This window comes from Rothia sp. HMSC075F09 (assembly GCF_001810515.1).
Taxonomy (GTDB): domain Bacteria; phylum Actinomycetota; class Actinomycetes; order Actinomycetales; family Micrococcaceae; genus Rothia.
In genome coordinates this window covers 62,948-79,509 of the sequence record NZ_KV801794.1, presented here as the reverse complement: position 1 = coordinate 79,509, position 16,562 = coordinate 62,948, and the positions used below count along the sequence as shown (strand labels likewise).

The 16,562-nt window shown below is 58.0% G+C and carries 16 protein-coding genes and 1 other RNA gene; all 17 read left to right on the top strand.

What is annotated here, in order from left to right:
• The first annotated feature begins 179 nt into the window (after positions 1-179).
• Positions 180-1,367 (top strand): UDP-galactopyranose mutase, encoded by a 1,188-nt coding sequence (gene glf, locus HMPREF2749_RS07220; RefSeq protein WP_005508581.1) that lies wholly within the window; start codon positions 180-182, stop codon positions 1,365-1,367.
• Positions 1,368-1,369: 2 nt separating this feature from the next.
• A complete protein-coding gene (locus HMPREF2749_RS07215; protein ID WP_049356541.1) occupies positions 1,370-3,376 on the top strand; it encodes a glycosyltransferase in 2,007 nt (668 codons plus the stop codon).
• The gene (locus HMPREF2749_RS07210) at positions 3,373-4,254 is read left to right on the top strand and encodes an ABC transporter permease (RefSeq protein WP_012903227.1); all 882 of its coding nucleotides are present in this window, start codon (positions 3,373-3,375) and stop codon (positions 4,252-4,254) included. Before HMPREF2749_RS07215 ends, HMPREF2749_RS07210 begins: the two co-directional genes overlap by 4 nt.
• Positions 4,255-4,258: 4 nt before the next feature.
• Positions 4,259-5,032 (top strand): ABC transporter ATP-binding protein, encoded by a 774-nt coding sequence (locus HMPREF2749_RS07205; protein WP_044150294.1) that lies wholly within the window; start codon positions 4,259-4,261, stop codon positions 5,030-5,032.
• 506 nt (positions 5,033-5,538) lie between these two features.
• Entirely contained in the window at positions 5,539-6,801 is a 1,263-nt protein-coding gene (locus tag HMPREF2749_RS07200; RefSeq protein WP_049356543.1) for a TadA family conjugal transfer-associated ATPase, read from the top strand.
• On the top strand, positions 6,801-7,655 hold the full coding sequence (locus HMPREF2749_RS07195) for a type II secretion system F family protein (protein WP_049356545.1): 855 nt from the start codon (positions 6,801-6,803) through the stop codon (positions 7,653-7,655). Before HMPREF2749_RS07200 ends, HMPREF2749_RS07195 begins: the two co-directional genes overlap by 1 nt.
• Positions 7,652-8,584 (top strand): type II secretion system F family protein, encoded by a 933-nt coding sequence (locus HMPREF2749_RS07190; RefSeq protein ID WP_012903232.1) that lies wholly within the window; start codon positions 7,652-7,654, stop codon positions 8,582-8,584. Before HMPREF2749_RS07195 ends, HMPREF2749_RS07190 begins: the two co-directional genes overlap by 4 nt.
• Before the next feature lie 108 nt (positions 8,585-8,692).
• The gene (locus HMPREF2749_RS07185) at positions 8,693-8,920 is read left to right on the top strand and encodes a hypothetical protein (RefSeq protein WP_005505403.1); all 228 of its coding nucleotides are present in this window, start codon (positions 8,693-8,695) and stop codon (positions 8,918-8,920) included.
• Entirely contained in the window at positions 8,920-9,375 is a 456-nt protein-coding gene (locus HMPREF2749_RS07180; protein WP_049345771.1) for a TadE family protein, read from the top strand. Before HMPREF2749_RS07185 ends, HMPREF2749_RS07180 begins: the two co-directional genes overlap by 1 nt.
• A 34-nt stretch (positions 9,376-9,409) precedes the next feature.
• Positions 9,410-9,877, top strand: a complete 468-nt coding sequence (locus HMPREF2749_RS07175; RefSeq protein WP_080974867.1) for a pilus assembly protein TadE — start codon at positions 9,410-9,412, stop codon at positions 9,875-9,877.
• Entirely contained in the window at positions 9,864-10,391 is a 528-nt protein-coding gene (locus HMPREF2749_RS07170) for a pilus assembly protein TadG-related protein (RefSeq protein WP_080975024.1), read from the top strand. The genes HMPREF2749_RS07175 and HMPREF2749_RS07170 overlap by 14 nt, the downstream gene beginning before the upstream one ends.
• Positions 10,392-10,609: 218 nt before the next feature.
• A complete protein-coding gene (gene prfB, locus HMPREF2749_RS07165) occupies positions 10,610-11,737 on the top strand; it encodes a peptide chain release factor 2 (RefSeq protein ID WP_049345769.1) in 1,128 nt (375 codons plus the stop codon).
• Between the two features lie 18 nt (positions 11,738-11,755).
• Complete coding sequence (gene smpB / locus HMPREF2749_RS07160) at positions 11,756-12,250, top strand: SsrA-binding protein SmpB (RefSeq protein ID WP_005505423.1); 495 nt, start codon at positions 11,756-11,758, stop codon at positions 12,248-12,250.
• 127 nt (positions 12,251-12,377) lie between these two features.
• A complete protein-coding gene (locus HMPREF2749_RS07155) occupies positions 12,378-12,833 on the top strand; it encodes a DUF4190 domain-containing protein (protein WP_049349499.1) in 456 nt (151 codons plus the stop codon).
• 239 nt (positions 12,834-13,072) lie between these two features.
• A complete protein-coding gene (locus HMPREF2749_RS07150) occupies positions 13,073-13,960 on the top strand; it encodes a DUF4190 domain-containing protein (RefSeq protein WP_049345766.1) in 888 nt (295 codons plus the stop codon).
• Positions 13,961-14,273: 313 nt separating this feature from the next.
• Positions 14,274-14,646, top strand: a transfer-messenger RNA (tmRNA) gene (ssrA, locus tag HMPREF2749_RS07145).
• A gap of 1,246 nt (positions 14,647-15,892) precedes the next feature.
• On the top strand, positions 15,893-16,492 hold the full coding sequence (locus HMPREF2749_RS07140) for a hypothetical protein (RefSeq protein WP_049356549.1): 600 nt from the start codon (positions 15,893-15,895) through the stop codon (positions 16,490-16,492).
• The last annotated feature ends 70 nt before the right edge of the window (positions 16,493-16,562 follow it).

The window sequence follows — 16,562 nt, the reverse complement described above, 5'->3', positions numbered from 1 at the left end:
TGCGTAGTGCTTGATAAACAGGTATCTTAGATTATGACTATATCCATCACGGGAGGGGCTTTTTGTACCCACCCGTGCGGATTGCGGCGCGACTGAGAACCCTCGGATGTGTCCAATCTGGTAGGTGAATACCGCCCTCGCAGAAGCGGCGGTGCGCCGTGATAATACAGGAGAAAACATTGACCGCTGACCTCGTAGTAGTCGGTTCGGGCCTCTTTGGTCTGACCATCGCAGAACAGGCTGCCACTGAGCTGGGCCTGAAGGTTGCCCTGCTGGACCGCCGTTCCCACATCGGTGGTAACGCATACAGCGAGAAGGAGAAGCAGACCGGTATTGAGGTGCACCGCTACGGTGCGCACCTGTTCCACACCTCCAACGAGCGTGTCTGGGAGTACGTGAACCGTTTTACCGAGTTCACCAACTACGTACACCGCGTGTACACCCGCCACAACGGCATCGTCTACCCCATGCCGATTAACCTGGGTACCATCAACCAGTTCTTCAACGCAGCTTACTCTCCCGCAGAGGCAAAGGCGCTCATCGCTGAGCAGGCTGGCGAGCTGGCTGGTACCGACCCGCAGAACCTGAATGACAAGGGTATCTCCCTGATTGGTCGCCCCCTGTACGAGGCGTTCATCAAGCACTACACCGCTAAGCAGTGGCAGACCCCGCCGGAAGAGCTGCCCGCATCCATCATTTCCCGTCTGCCGGTTCGCTACAACTATGACAACCGCTACTTCAACGACAAGTACGAGGGTCTGCCCGTTGACGGCTACGCAGCATGGCTGGAGCGTATGGCGGCGCACCCGAACATTGAGGTGCACCTGAACACTGACTTCTTCGAGCCCGGTCACCAGTACTCTCGCGAGAACGTCCTGGGTCAGATTCCCGTGGTCTACACCGGCCCGGTTGACCGCTACTTCGACTACGCTGAGGGCGACCTGTCCTGGCGTACCATCGACCTGGAAGAAGAAGTCCTGCCGATTGAGGACTTCCAGGGCTGCTCCGTGATGAACTACCCCGATGCTGATGTTCCCTTCACCCGCATCCACGAGTTCCGTCACTTCCACCCCGAGCGTGACTACACCAAGGACGCAACCGTCATCATGCGCGAGTACTCTCGCTTCGCGAACAAGGGCGACGAGCCGTACTACCCGGTCAACACCTCCGTGGACCGTGAGAAGCTGCTGGCGTACCGCGACCTGGCTAAGGGCGAGAACAACGTGCTGTTCGGTGGCCGCCTGGGTACCTACAAGTACCTGGATATGCACATGGCTATCGGCGCTGCACTGTCCATGTTCGACAACAAGATCCGCCCGCACTTCGCTAACGGTGCGAAGATCGAGTCCGGTGGTGTTGACGCATAACCATGGCTGATAAGACTTTGAAGAACCTGCAGCGGGTTATTTTCCCGAGCGCGGTTGAGACTGACGTCGTGCCCCTGTACGTGGACGCGAGTGTCGCAACCGGCGTTCAGCTGCCCACCCGTATTGACGGCGACGCTTCCACCTCCATTGCGGAGGCGATGAACACCTCCGGTCAGTCTGTATCGAACGCTAGCGCGAACCGTGATGCCGCTAACAGCCTGAACAGCCGCCGCTCCATCACCGTGAACGCGGGCCAGAGCCTGTCTTTCGGTACGTACTTCAACGCGTTCCCCGCCTCGTACTGGCGCCGCTGGACTGACCTGCAGAAGGTCGTGCTGAGCGTTCAGACTCGCGGCGAGGGCATGGTCATTGTGTACAAGTCCAACGGCCGTGGCGTGATTCAGCGCGTGGATGCGAAGCTGCTCTCCGGCGAGGAAACCAACACCTTCACGCTGCCCCTGGCACCGTTCGGTGACGGCGGCTGGTACTGGTTCGACCTGGCAGGCACCACCGACCTTGAGCTGGTTGAGGCGAACTGGCTGGGCGACATTGAGCCCCGCGCAGACGTGAAGGCTGGTCAGGCGACCGTGCAGATTACCACCATGAACAAGGTGGAGTACTGCATCAATAACATTCGTGCTCTGGGTGAGAGCCCCGAGATTTTCGATGCTGTGCACGAGTTCCTGATTGTGGACCAGGGTACCCAGAAGGTGCAGGACCACGAGGACTTCGAAGAGGTCGTCAAGCCCCTCTCCGGTAAGTTCCGCATTATCAACCAGGGCAACCTGGGTGGTTCCGGTGGCTTCTCGCGCGGCATGTTCGAGGCTGTCAACAACGGTTCCGATTACGTGCTGCTGCTCGATGACGACGTTATCGTTGAGCCCGAGTCGATTCTGCGTATGGTGACCTTCGCGAACTACTGCAAGGAACCCACCATCGTGGGTGCGCACATGTTCGACATGTTCGACCGTTCGGTTCTGCACGCGTTCGGTGAGGTTGTTGACCCGTGGCGTAACTTCTACGCTAAGCCGCACGATGACATGGCGATGGGCCACAACCTGGGTCACCACAACCTGCGTAACACCCCGTGGCTGCACCGCCGCGTGGACGTGGACTACAACGGCTGGTGGATGTGCCTCATCCCGACCACCGTCATCAAGGAAATCGGTCTGTCCCTGCCTCTGTTCCTGAAGTGGGATGACGCTGAGTACGGTCTGCGCGCTAAGGCCGCGGGCTTCGCTACCGTGTCCTTCCCCGGTGCGGGCGTGTGGCACGTGTCCTGGACCGATAAGGATGACTCCGTCGGCTGGCAGGCGTACTACCACGAGCGCAACCGCCTCATTACGGCGCTGCTGCACTCGCCCTTCGATAAGGGTGGCCGCGTGCTGCTGGAGTCCCTGTTCTTGGACGTCAAGCACACCCTGTCCATGCAGTACTACACCGAGGCTGGCCGCCTGATGGCGCTGGAGGATCTGCTCTCCGGCCCCGAGCACCTGCACCCCTCGCTCTCGCAGCGTCTGCCGGTGATTCGTGCGATGGCTAAGGAGTACCCGGAGTCTCAGGTGAAGCCGAACGTGGATGATTTCCCGGCTATCCAGACGAAGAAGCCTCCGTTCCGTGGCCGCCGCGCCTTTGCGTCCCCCGGTTACAAGAAGCTTGCTTCCTGGACCGCGAAGACTGTTGCTCGTCAGCTGCTCAAGCCGGTGAGTGAAGAGGCGAAGGCTCACCCGCAGATTCAGCTGAACTACGGTGAGACCAACTGGTGGACCCTGTCGAAGTTCGATTCGGCTCTGGCGACTAACGCTGAGGGTACCGGTCTGTTCTGGTACCGCCGCGATCCCGAGCAGCTCAAGTCGAAGCTGGCTCAGGCCGCTAAGCTGCACGTTCAGCTGGTGACCGGTTGGGATAAGCTGCGTGAGCAGTACCGTTCGAAGGCTGCTGAGGTTGCCTCCTACGATGCGTGGGCTAAGACCTTCGCTGAGCATACGGATTCTGAGCTGACCCGATGAACGATCTGAAGTCTGTTCCCCTGAAGGCGCCCGGCCGTGGGCGCGGCATCCTGGATGCGGTGAAGAACCGCTACCTGCTTCGACTGCTGGTCGATAAGGAAATCCAGGTCCGCTACCGCGGCTCGGTGCTGGGCATTTTGTGGTCGTACATTAAGCCGGGTGTGCAGTTCCTGGTGTTCTACATTGCCATGGGTATGTTCCTTGGCTTGGAACGCGGTATGCACAACTATGCGGTGTACCTGTTCTCGGGCATGATTGCCATTAACTTCTTCTCGGAGGGTTTTGGTAATGGTGCTCGCGCCATGGTGGTTAACAGCGCGCTGATTCGTAAGATTTACCTGCCGCGTGAGCTGTTCTCGCTGTCGACGGTGTGGGTGGCTCTGGTGCATTTTGTGCCTCAGATTGCTGTGATGCTGCTGGCCTGCTTCTTGGTGGGTTGGTCCCCGACCTTCCTGGCGTTTGGGTCGATTCTGGCGGGCATGCTGATTGTGATGATGCTGTCCTATGGTCTGGGTTTGATTTTCGGTGTGGCGAACGTGTTCTTCCGCGATTCGGAGAACATTGTGGACATGCTGCTGATGGTGGCTACCTGGTTCTCGCCGGTGCTGTACTCCTGGACCATGGTGCGTGACACTCTCTATCCGTGGGTGTTCAACGTGTTCATGCTTAATCCGCTGACCGTTGCGGTGGAGCTGTTCCACTATGGCTTCTGGCATCCGACGCTCCGTCCTGAGGATTTGGCGCTTCCTGCTTCGCAGGTGGTTCCGCATCTTTTCAGCTTCTGGACTCCGATTGCCCTTGGTATTTCTCTGCTGACCGTTTTGATTGGTGATTTGCTCTTCCGTAAGTTTGAGGGCAACTTCGCCCAGGAGCTCTGATTCTGTGGATATTAAGAAGCTTGAGTTCCCGCCGGTGAGCCCGGACGCTCCCGTGGTGATTCACGTGGAGAATTTGGTGAAGCGCTTCGTTCTGCGCCACACCCGTTCGATGAAGGAAGCTTTTGTGTGGCTGATTAAGGGCCGCAAGGGTGATCTTTCGGAGAAGTTCAATGCGCTCAACGGCGTGAGCCTGGACATTCGTCAGGGTGAGCGTGTGGCTCTTCTGGGTCTGAACGGCTCGGGTAAGTCCACGCTGCTGAAGATGATTTCTGGCGTGATGCGCGCCGATGAGGGTGAGGTTCTCACTCGCGGCAATATTGCGGGTCTGATTGAGGTGGGCGCTGGTTTCCACCCGGATCTGACTGGCCGCGATAACGTGTACCTCAACGGCGCGATCTTGGGTATGTCCAAGGAGGAGATTGAGGCTTCCTTCGATTCGATTGTGGATTTCGCTGAGATTCACGACTTTATCGATACCGAGGTGAAGTTCTACTCTTCGGGTATGTACCTGCGTCTGGCGTTCTCGGTTGCGGTTCATACGAACCCGGATATCTTCCTGGTGGATGAGATTCTTGCGGTGGGCGATGAGCCGTTCCAGAAGAAGTGTATTGCGAAGATTCAGGAGCTGTGCTCTGCCGGTAAGACTCTTGCCGTGGTGAGCCATGACCTGGATTTGGTTTCTAAGATTTGTGACCGCGGCGTGGTGCTGGAGCACGGTAACCTGCGTTTTGACGGTCCGATTAAGGAAGCTGTGAAGGTGATTCGTGGTGGCGACTAGCCGCTAGGTGATTGCTTGTGATGGGGCGTGTATTCCCGATGGGGGAGTGCACGCCCCTTTGCCATGCCTGAATACTGTGCCCGAATGCCCTACCCTAATGCCCCGCCCGAGAAGATGATCTGCTCGATGGGGTTCTGGCGTTTCAGCAGGGGAGGTAGGGGCAGCTGGGTGTGGCAGGGGCTGCTGCGGGGTATTTAAGACGAAATATTACGTGTGCACTAAGTGCAATATGGTGGTGCTCAACGGTGAGCGGTTCGGGAGGCGCACGTGCAATTGTTCTGCAAGTCACAGCTGACTAGGCACTTTGAATTTTGATGCACGTTAGGTAATGATATGTGCGATTCCATGCATCAAAAATACTCAAATACTATACTCGTAAATATTAAGGGGCGTTTTATTACATTTTGATAAATTTGATGCACTGAGGGTAGGGTGATGATGGCATTGATGTATCAATGCTTCACCGTATTCCACACAACCACACCACACAGCATCGGATCATTTCAATGGAGAACACCGTACTGGATACCCGGGCGGAGCATCTAACTCTGCTCGAGGAAAATATCCGTGAGGCAATGCGCCACCGCAGCCTGGACCCGCACGAGGACCAGCGCGCCGTTCGCGGGCTCATTGACGAGCACCTGAACGATTACGAACAGCGCCGCACCCGCATCTCCCTGCCCGATTTGGGCGACCGCGAATCCGTGATTCAGCGCCTGCACGATGAAATCTGCGGCTTCGGCGTGATCCAGCCGTTCCTCGATGATGAGAGCGTTGAAGAAATCTGGATCAACTCGCCCGACGAAATCTTTATCGCCCGCAACGGCGAAAGCGAATTGACCGGCCTGCACCTGAGCGCCGAGGCGATCAATAGCCTGCTGGAGCGCATGCTCAAGCCTTCGGGTCGTCGTGTGGACCTTTCTTCCCCGTTTGTTGATGCATCCCTGCCGGATGGATCCCGCTTGCACGCGGTGATTCCGGATATTACTCGCAGGCACACGAGCATCAATATCCGTAAGTTCGTGGTGCGTGCCCGCCGCCTGCCCGATCTGGTGCGCATGAACTCGCTGAGTGCTGGCGCGGCGTCCCTGCTGCATGCGGCAGTGGAGAGCGGCATGAACATCCTCGTTTCGGGCGCAACCCAGGCGGGTAAGACCACGATGCTGAACTGCCTGTCGGCATCCATTCCTCCGCGTGAGCGCGTGATTACGTGCGAAGAAATCTTTGAGCTCGCGGTTCCGCTACGCGATGTGGTGGGTCTGCAATGCCGCCAGCCGAACCTCGAGGGCACCGGCGCGATTGAGTTGCGCCGCCTGGTCAAGGAGGCTCTGCGTATGCGCCCGGACCGCATCCTTATCGGTGAGGTGCGTGAGGCGGAGTCCCTGGATATGCTCATTGCGCTCAACGCGGGTCTGCCGGGTATGTGCACGATTCACGCGAATTCAGCGCGTGACGCGGTGACCAAGATTTGTACCCTGCCGCTGCTGGCGGGCGAGAATATTTCCTCGGCGTTCGTGGTGCCGACCGTGGCGTCCTGCTTTGACATTGTGGTGCATTGCGGCCGCGATTCGCGCGGTCAGCGCCAGGTCGAAGAGATCAGCATGCTGGGCGGCCGCGTTGAGGACGGCGTGATTGAGATGTCCCCGCTGTTTGTGCGCCGTGACGGTCAGATGATGTGTGTGGCGTTGGAGCTGCCGAACCCGGACCGTTGGATTCGTGCCGGTCACCGCCCCGAGCAGGTGCTGGCTGCGGCGAAGGCGGGTCAGTAATGCCTCTGTTTCTGAGCCTGATTTTGGGGTTGGGCGTCTGCCTGATTTACCTTTCCTGCTTTCCTGATAACGGCAAGCCGCCGAAGCCGAGTAACGACCCGGCGCTGGTCGTGGCGTTGCGTAAGGCGGGTATGCACTCGCTGACTCCTCGCACGTTCATGTGGGTGAGCGTTGCCAGCGGCGTGACTGCCTCGGTGTTGTTGCTGATGGTCACTCAGCTGCTACCGTTGGGTCTGCTGGGCCTGATTGGTGGTTTTGTGGCGCCTCGTGTGGTCGTGAATCATCGTGCTCGCGCGGCGGATGCCCGTATTTGGCAGTTGTGGCCGGATGCGGTGGACCACCTGCGTTCGGCGATTCGTGCGGGCCTGTCCCTGCCGGAGGCGCTGATTCAGCTCTCGTACCGCGGCCCGGAAGAGCTGCGTGATGCCTTTGCCCATTTCTCGCGTGATTACCGTGCGTCGGGTGAGTTCGTGCCGTCGCTGAACCGTTTGAAGGAGTATCTCTCTGACCCGGTGGCGGACACCATTATTGAGGCGTTGAAAATTGCCCGCGAGGTGGGTGGTTCGGACCTGGGTAAGCTGCTGGGTACGCTGAGTGATTTTCTGCGTGAGAATGCGCGTACCCGTTCGGAGCTTCTGGCGCGTCAGTCGTGGACTGTGAATGCGGCTCGCCTCTCCTGCGTGGCGCCCTGGTTTGTGCTGTGTCTGATGGCGACTCAGCCTGCCGCGCGCATGGTTTATAACTCCTTTGCCGGTGCGATGCTGATGATTGCCGGTGCCGCTATTTCTTTGGCGGCGTACCGTCTGATGCTGCGTATTGGTGAGTTGCCGCGTGAACGGAGGGTTTTCGGGTGAACCTGCCTCTGATTTTTGGTCTGCTGTTGGCGACCGGCGTGGGTCTGATTCTTTCGTCGGTGCTGAATACTCGCAGTATTTCGTTTTCTGATCGTGTGGCGTCGCAGCTGCGCGGTGAGACTCTGCGTGAGTCGCTGTTGAAGGAGCAGGACCGCCGTGAGCCGAGCCTGCTGGAGGCGATTTCGGCGTTCTGCGCGCCGCTTCTGCGTTCGTTGTCTTCGTCGCTGAGCGGCTCGTCGTTGAGTGATAGTTCGGTGCAGGAGCGTCTGCGTCGTGCTGGCTCTTCGCAGAGTGTGAGCGCGTTTCGTGCTGAGCAGCTGCTGTGGGCTCTTGCCGGTGTGACCGTCATGAGTGCCCTGACCGTTATCGGTGTGGTGCAGGAGCGTTTCTCTATCCTGGTGGCTCTTGTGCTGGTGCTGGTGAGTGGTTTGAGCGGCTTTCTGGCGCGTGACTGGTGGCTGGGTGAGGCGGTGACTAAGCGTGAGAAGCAACTGGTTGCTGAGTTCCCGGCGCTGGCGGAGATGATGGCTCTGTCGGTAACGGCGGGCGAGTCGGCGCTGGCGGCTTTGGAGCGTATCTGTTTGACCTCTCGCGGCGAGTTGGCTCGTGAGTTTTCTGAGATTTTGGCGCAGACCCGCACCGGCGTTTCGCTGCTGAGTGCGTTGCAGGAGTTCGCGGAGCGTACTCGCGTTCCGGCGTTGAGCCGCTTCGTTGAGGGTATTGCTGTTGCGATTGAGCGCGGTACCCCTCTGGCTGATGTGTTGCGTGCGCAGGCTCAGGATGTGCGCGATAACGCTAAGCGTGAGCTGATGGAAACAGCCGGTAAGAAGGAGATTGCGATGCTCGCCCCGGTGGTGTTTTTCATCCTGCCGCTGACTGTAATTTTTGCGGTCTTCCCGGGCCTGTCGCTCATGCGTTTGAACTTTTAGATTTTGCGGCGGGTACACACTGTACCGGCTGCACCGCGGTGGGCTGGGCTGATTGCCTGGCGCGCCGCACCAACCACACACTACCCCCTTTGATAGAAGGAGAAAATTATGTTCCGTCGTTTCCGCACCACCCTCACCGTGCTGATCGCCCTGGCTATCGCATCCGTGCTGGCTCTGCGCCTGAAGAACAAGCAGGATGACCCCGAGCGCGGCGACGTGCCCGGCTGGGTCATGATTACCATGATGAGCGCCGTGCTGGTTGCCGCTATCCTGGCGATTGCTCAGCCCGCTCTGACCAAGATGTTCAACGACGCGATTGCTCTGGTTCACCAGTAATGCGTAAGCCCCGCATCGCTTCTGAGCTGACTGCCGCTGAGCTATTCTCCGCGGAATATTCTGTGGAGGATAGCGAGCGCGGTGACGCCAGCACGGAGTTCGTCATGGTTGGTGCGCTGTTGGTGTTGCTGACCATGGCGATTCTGCAGGTTTCTTTCGCCCTGTATGCACGAACCATGTTGGTGGATGCTGCGGCGGCTGGGGCACGTTACGGTACGATGCGTGACCGCACCCCGCAGGAGGGCATGGAGCGTACCCGTCAGATGATTGAGGGGGTTCTCCCGTCCTCGTACGCTGAGAACATTTCGTACCGTCAGAGTAGTGATTCTACGGGCGTGCGCACTTTGGAGGTGACGGTGAAGTCTCCGTTGCCGGTGCTGGGTCCGTGGGGTTTTCCGGATTCTATTGAGGTGAAGGGGCATGCGATTTATGCGGAGCATCGTTCCGGTGATTAGTGGCTTTTCGCTTCGGCAGCGGGTGAAGGCTCGCTTGAAGAATCGTTCTGATCGGTCTCTTGCTGACCTACCTCTTTCTGAACAACACGGCTCTGAAGAGGGTAGCGCCATTGTGGAGTTCCTGGGCTTGGGTATTACGCTGCTCATTCCGGTGCTCTACGGCATTCTGACGATTTTTAGCCTGCAGTCTTCGGTGATGGCGGCTCATGCGGCGAGCGCCCAGGTGGTGCTGTATGTGCAGGAGCAGCCGCAGGATTCGTCGGTGGGCCCGGATTTGGCTCAGCGTCTGGCGGCGCATGCCGCAGCGGATTACGGGGTAGACCCGTCCGATGTGAGCGTGTCGTTGAGCTGTTCGTCGGGGGAGTGCGTCTCGGGTACGAAGGCGTACGCCACGGTGACGGTTCAGGCGCGCCTGCCGCTGCTGCCTTCGTTTATGGGTGGCGGCGTGATTCCGGTGAGTTCTCACGCGACGAGTTGGGGGTCTGGTCATGCTGAATCCTAATGGTTCGCCCGCTCACCTGTTCTCGGCTGTACGGGAGCGCTACGCCCACGTTCGTGCCCGCGTGCAGAGCCGGGCGCTCGCCTCTGACCGCCTCGCCTCAGACCCGGAAGAGGGCAGTATTGCCCCGCTGATTGTGGGCATGCTGGCGTTGCTGCTGCTCATCGGTTCGGTGACGGTGGCGATCACGGGCGCGTATCTGCAGACTCAGCACCTGCAGGATATGGCTGACGCTCAGGCGAACTCGATTACCCGCACGATCCGCACCCCTGAAGAGGCAAACGGCTCGGCGGCGTGGGAGTATGCGAGCGCGTACCTGGCTGAGGTTCAGCCGGGGCAGGATTTTCAGGCGTTGCGTCTGGATAACGTGTCTGTGGATTCTGACCAGAGTGTGCACGTGTACCTGTCGGCGCGTATTCGTCCGCCGCTGCTGTCGATTGTGGTGCCTGATGGTATCGAGGTGACCGCTCACGGTTCGTCGCGTTTGAAGACGAGTCAGGGACCTTCCAACGACTAGCCCATCCAGCGACTAGGGGCGTTGTGAGCCCCCATTAGACTGCGAGGGTGCATCCGCAAGGTAGTGTAACGGCTAGCGGATGTGCCCTCGTTTTATGCTTTCTTTACGTCTCCATTGGGTGGCTTCTGCCCTCTAACCACCCTGTCCTTCTGCGCTGTGGGCTGTTTTGGGCTGTAACGGCGGGACTTTCTGGCCGTTTCGCGATAGTGTTAAAGGCTATGGCATCCTTCGACTTTTCTGCTGAGATTAAAGAGCTTCGCGCGATTTTCGCCTCTATTGCTGCTGTGAGCGATATTGAGGGGATTGAGCGCGCCATTGAGGACCTGTCTGCGCAGGCTGCCGCACCCGATTTGTGGGATGACGTGGAGAACGCGCAGAAGGTGACGAGCGCACTGTCGTATAAGCAGTCGGAGCTGAATCGTCTGCGTTCGCTGTCTTCTCGCATTGATGATGTTGAGGTGATGGTGGAGCTTGCCGAGGCTGAGGACGAGGAAACTGCCGCCGAGCTGCTTGCTGACGCTGAGCGTGAGTGCGCTGAGATTCGCGCCAAGCTGGAGGAGCTTGAGGTGCTGGTGCTGCTGTCGGGTGAGTACGATCAGCGTGAGGCTGTGGTGACGATCCGTTCGGGCGCCGGTGGCGTGGATGCTGCCGATTTCGCGGAGATGCTGCTGCGCATGTACCTGCGTTGGGCGGAGAAGAACGGCTACCCGACGAAGGTTCTGGACACCTCCTACGCTGAGGAGGCGGGCTTGAAGTCGGTGACCTTTGAGGTTAACGCGCCGTACGCTTTTGGTCGCCTGTCGGTGGAGGCGGGTACTCACCGCCTGGTGCGTATTTCGCCGTTCGATAATCAGGGCCGCCGCCAGACCTCGTTTGCGGCGGTTGAGGTGATTCCTCTGATTGAGCAGACGGATGCTATTGAGATTCCCGAGTCTGAGATTAAGGTGGATGTGTTCCGCTCCTCGGGCCCGGGTGGTCAGTCGGTGAACACAACGGACTCGGCGGTGCGTATGACTCACTTGCCGACCGGTATTGTGGTGTCGATGCAGAATGAGAAGTCGCAGTTGCAGAACCGTGCGGCGGCTTTGCGCGTGCTGCAGTCTCGCCTGTTGCTGTTGCGTAAGGAGCAGGAGGACGCGAAGAAGAAGGAGCTTGCCGGCGACATTAAGGCAAGCTGGGGTGATCAGATGCGTTCCTATGTTCTGCATCCGTACCAGATGGTGAAGGATCTGCGTACCGGCTACGAGGAAGGTAATACCTCTAATGTTTTGGATGGCGGTTTGAACGCCTTTATTGATGCTGGTATTCGCTGGCGCGCTTCGGGGCGCGCGGCTGAAGAGAGCTAAGACGTGAAGGATTGAGTGATGGCTCAGAAAAAGAAGAAAGACGCGAAGAAGGACCCGAATAACGCGATTATTGCCCAGAATAAGAAGGCTCGCCACAATTACAACATTGTGGATACCTATGAGGCGGGCATTGTTCTGCTGGGTACTGAGGTGAAGTCTCTGCGTGATGGTGGGGCGTCCATTGTGGATGGTTTCTGCCAGGTGACCGATAACGAGATGTGGCTCGAGGGTATTCATATTGCGGAGTATGGTTACGGTACGTGGACGAACCATGCGGCTCGTCGTCGCCGTAAGCTGCTGCTGCATCGTTCTGAGATTAATAAGCTGGCGCAGAAGCTGAAGGAGACCGGTTACACGGTGGTTCCTCTGAAGCTGTACTTCTCGAATGGTCGCGCGAAGGTTGAGATTGCTTTGGCGACCGGTAAGCGTGAGTACGATAAGCGTCAGGCTTTGCGTGAGCGTCAGGATGACCTGGAGGCGCGCCGCGCGATGCGTTACCGTAACCTCGGTTAGGGCTGAGGCAACGGCTGGATGCGCGGCTGGTTCGGTGACTGCCGGTAGGGGCGGGGCGCGGTTCCTCGCGTATAATGGTTGAAAATTCGCGGTGTACCGCGAGCACCATACGTTTTTGAGGAGACACATGTCTGAGAACCCGAACTACCAGCAGAACCCGGGCGAGTTCATCCCCGCACCGCAGCAGGCACCCGCATACAACATGCAGGGCGGCTACCCCGGCTACCAGCCGACCCCGAGCTCGGCTCTGGCGATTGCTTCGCTGATTCTGGGTATTATTGGTCTGCTCACTGGCTTGATGGTTTTTGGTGCTGTTCTGGGCCTGGTCGGCGTGATTCTGGGTATTGTTGCCCTGGTGAAGGTGAAGAACGGTACCGCTTCCGGTAAGGGCATGGCGATTGGTGGTATTGTCACCGGCGCGCTGGGCATGATTGCTGCTGCTGCTATGATGGTGCTCGGCATTGTTCTCGCGAGCCAGTGCGTTGAGAACGCGGTGCAGGATTCGAACGGTAACTACGTGTGCACCATGGCCGGTCAGACCATGACCCTGACTCCCGAGGACTACGACGCTGCCCGCCGCTAAGCCGCGTTGAGCATATAGAGACGTGAAGGGACCGAATAGTGTTGAACTATTCGGTCCCTTGCTCTGTTTCTGCGCTGATTCTGCCCGATTGGTGGATTCTGGGGGATGATTCTGGAATCTTGGACTTCATAGATGACCCAAATGGCGGCTTATTTATATAATGGAACCGAACTCAGCGCGCAATGGTGCGTTGGGCGAGTATAAATTGTTCGCTGCAACTGTGAAGGAAAGAACGACGGATGTCTGAGAATAACTACGGAAACAACCAGGGGAACGCACAGAACCCCTACGCTGCTCAGCAGCCTAATTCTTCCGCCCAGAGCTCGTACGGTCAGGATTACGGCCAGGCTCCTTCGGCACAGAACACCTACGGCCAGGATTACGGTCAGAGCGCATCCGCTCAGAACACCTACGGCCAGGCACAGCAACAGAACGCTACTCCGCAGAACTCGGCCCAGCAGAACCAGTACGGTCAGTTCGGTGCGCAGTCTTCTTCGCAGAATGCTTACGGCCAGAACGCTGCTCAGGGTACCTCCGCCCAGGGCGCTGCGACTCAGAACACCTACGGTCAGGCTCAGCAGCAGTACGGCTATGGTCAGGACGCTTCCTACCAGGCGCAGCCCGCTCAGCAGAACCAGTACGGTTACGGCCAGGAGGCTTCCTACCAGGCGCAGCCCGCTGACTACAACTACCAGCAGAACTCTTACCAGCAGCAGCCCCAGCAGGATGCTTACGGTTACGGCCAGCCCGCGGGTTACCCGTATGCGGCTCCCGTGACGAAGAAGGCTCCCGGCATGGCGCTGGCTGCGATGATCCTCGGTATTGCGGCTGTGCTGACCGGTTTCCTCGTATTTGGTATTCTGCTGGGTATTGCCGCGATTATTCTGGGTGCGCTGTCCCTGAAGAAGACTAAGGAAGTTGGCGCGGGTAAGGCATTCGCGCTGACCGGTATTATCACCGGTGCGGTGTCTGTCCTGATTTCGATTTGCATGCTTTTCGTATACATTTCTTTCTTCCAGACCGCTGAGAAATGCCTTGAGGTTGGTACCGAGGACGGTCACGGTAACGTGGTCTGCCAGATTGGTGACAACCCGAACAACCGCATGACTGTTCCGGCTCACCGCTAAGGTTTGACCGCCTAATTTTGACTGCCTAATTTTGGCTACCCAGTGCGGTACGCGAACGGGGTGGGGCTCCCAGATGATCTGGGGAGCCTCACCCTGTTTTTTATGCGCTGTGTCAGGCTATGGTGTTGCTGCTGCGCTGATCTGTTCGCTTTATTCGCCTCTAGCGGAGGGTGTACCTGCGTGGGTGGGGGACTTGCACACCGTTAAACACCTCCGATATACTGAATCTCTACCGTGTTTGAATGGCACCGCGGCATCAAGGTATGTCGAGGAAAACTTTCAGAAGACGGTGGGCTTTTTGATAAAAGCATAGGGGGATGATCGGTTTCGACGATGTGAGTTGAGATGGGTGAAGCGTGCCGAGGATGCAGGGTTATCTCGTTAACGCCCTCTGCAAAAAATTAAGTGCAGAATCTAAGCGCACTGACTTCGCACTCGCTGCCTAAGCGCGAGTTGCCGTCTGTCGGCCTGAGCATGCCTTTGGCTCAGTTACCGGCATCGACTTAAAAGGCCACTGCTGCTAGCCCTTGTTGCGGGGGTTAGTGGGACTTTTACGTAACTAGGTTCGTCGGTATATGTGTTTATGCAAGTACCGGAGCCGAAAAGTAGCGTTCGCATAAACTGCGCACGGAGAAGCCCCGTTGACGCCACATCGGACCGGGGTTCGATTCCCCGCATCTCCACGATCTCCCAACCGCCCGCTCACCTTCACGGGTGTGCGGCGGTGATAATCGGTTCCAATCCAGAGGAAGAACCGCGGTAGGTTTCTACCACCCGGCAGGACGCCCCACGGCGTCACCTGCCGGGTATTTTTATGCCCAATTGTCGGTCTGTTCTGGGGTGTACCGGCGTGCTCGTGGGTTGGGCGTCAAAAAGTTTGGGCTAACGTCAAAAAGTATGGGCTGGCGTCGAAAGGTTTAGACGGACAACATCTTCATCCGCACCGACCCTGCCGGGACCATCAAACCCGACAAAGAAAAATCCACCGAGAAGATCGACGGCGTGGTGGCCACCATCATGGGCCTCGACCGCGCGATTAAATGCGGCAGCGGACCCGACACTGAGAGCGTGCATGACAGAAGAAGCATATTTTTCATGTAATGTAAATTTACGTGTTACATCTGGCGAGACTCTCTGATAGACTGCTGAGTAGTGATGTAAGATACATCACTATGTGACGTGGGAATGCAATCACAACCGCAATTTCTGCTTGGAATTGGGGGCTAGCTGCTTCCACGATTGCAAGAGCTTTAGGGCCAGCATTTGTTGGTGGTTTTGGAAAAGCCCTTGGAGGTCCGGCAGCAATTGCCGCTGCGCTAGCTGTTGCAGCAGTGTCCTGCACTCTCACTCTTTAACCTGGGAGAGGTCCAATGCGTACGAAGAATATATTTACACTAGGATTTTTTCTCACTATTGTTCCGGTGTTCTGGGTGATTATCTCATTTGCCAGAGACGGGGAGTTCTTTAATCCAGTATCAATTCTAAGTGCAATTTTAGGAGGTCTTTTGGTCACTTTTGCAGCCAGAAGGACGCTTGAGAGTGATTCAAAGTTCCCTAAGGGACCTCCTAAGGGACCTAGTAAGTAAAACATCGCTTAGAAGTTTCTAAGAGGAAGAACCGCGGTAGGTTTCTACCACCCGGCAGGACGCCCCACGGTGTCACCTGCCGGGTATTTTTATGCCCAATTTCGGTGTCACTCGGGGCGTGCCTGCGTGCTTGGAGGGTGCTCAGGTGACCGCATTGTAATGAGAACGTCATCAGAGAAGACGAAAACGCACCCTATGCCGTAGTATCGAAGGGTAGATATCGTTGTTCGGTGTCGGCTGTTCATTCAACCTCATCGGCAACGTACGAGAGCAACCCAAAAGTCGCTTATAGGCGCACCACCGCTACGATGCGGTAGCTACTATGACGACCACTCAAGGACACACCATGGAAAACCAGATTCCCGCCCCCTCCTTCCCGGAGCAGAGCAACGCAAACTCCCCGCAGCCGGTACCTGCAGGCGTAGCACCCGGCGCTCCCCTCAGCGCCGCACCCGGTGGCCCCGCCCTGGGCGTGGCACCCGCTAACGTGCGCGACCGCGACGACAGCTACCAGCGCATCCCGGACATCTACCGGGTACCTGCTGAATACCGCCGCCCCTACGGCGAGACCACCGGCGACTTCCGCGGCCCCGGCTACTTCTACTCCATCGGCGCGTTTGGCGCCTCCCTGGGCGCCCTGGCACTGACCCTCTACGCGTGGGTTCAGATCGCGGCACTCCACTCTGAAGCAACGCTCAACTCCCGCGGTTACAGCTCCTCTGCGTATAGCTCCGGTCTGAGCCCCAACATCATGGTGATTGCTCTGCTGCTCGTGGGCCTGATTCCGGTCGGCGTTTCCATCTGGCTTGCCATCTACTCGGCGAAGGTGAACGCCGGTCACACCACCAAGTACACCTCGAAGATGACGACCTTCAACATCCTGGCGTACATCATCTCGGGTCTGAGCCTGCTGGGTCTGCTCGGCACCCTCACGATGCTGTCCTAAAACTGGCAACGCTTGCTCTCATAGCGATACACAGCGAGGCGGCGGCTTTCCACTTACCGGAAAGCCGCCG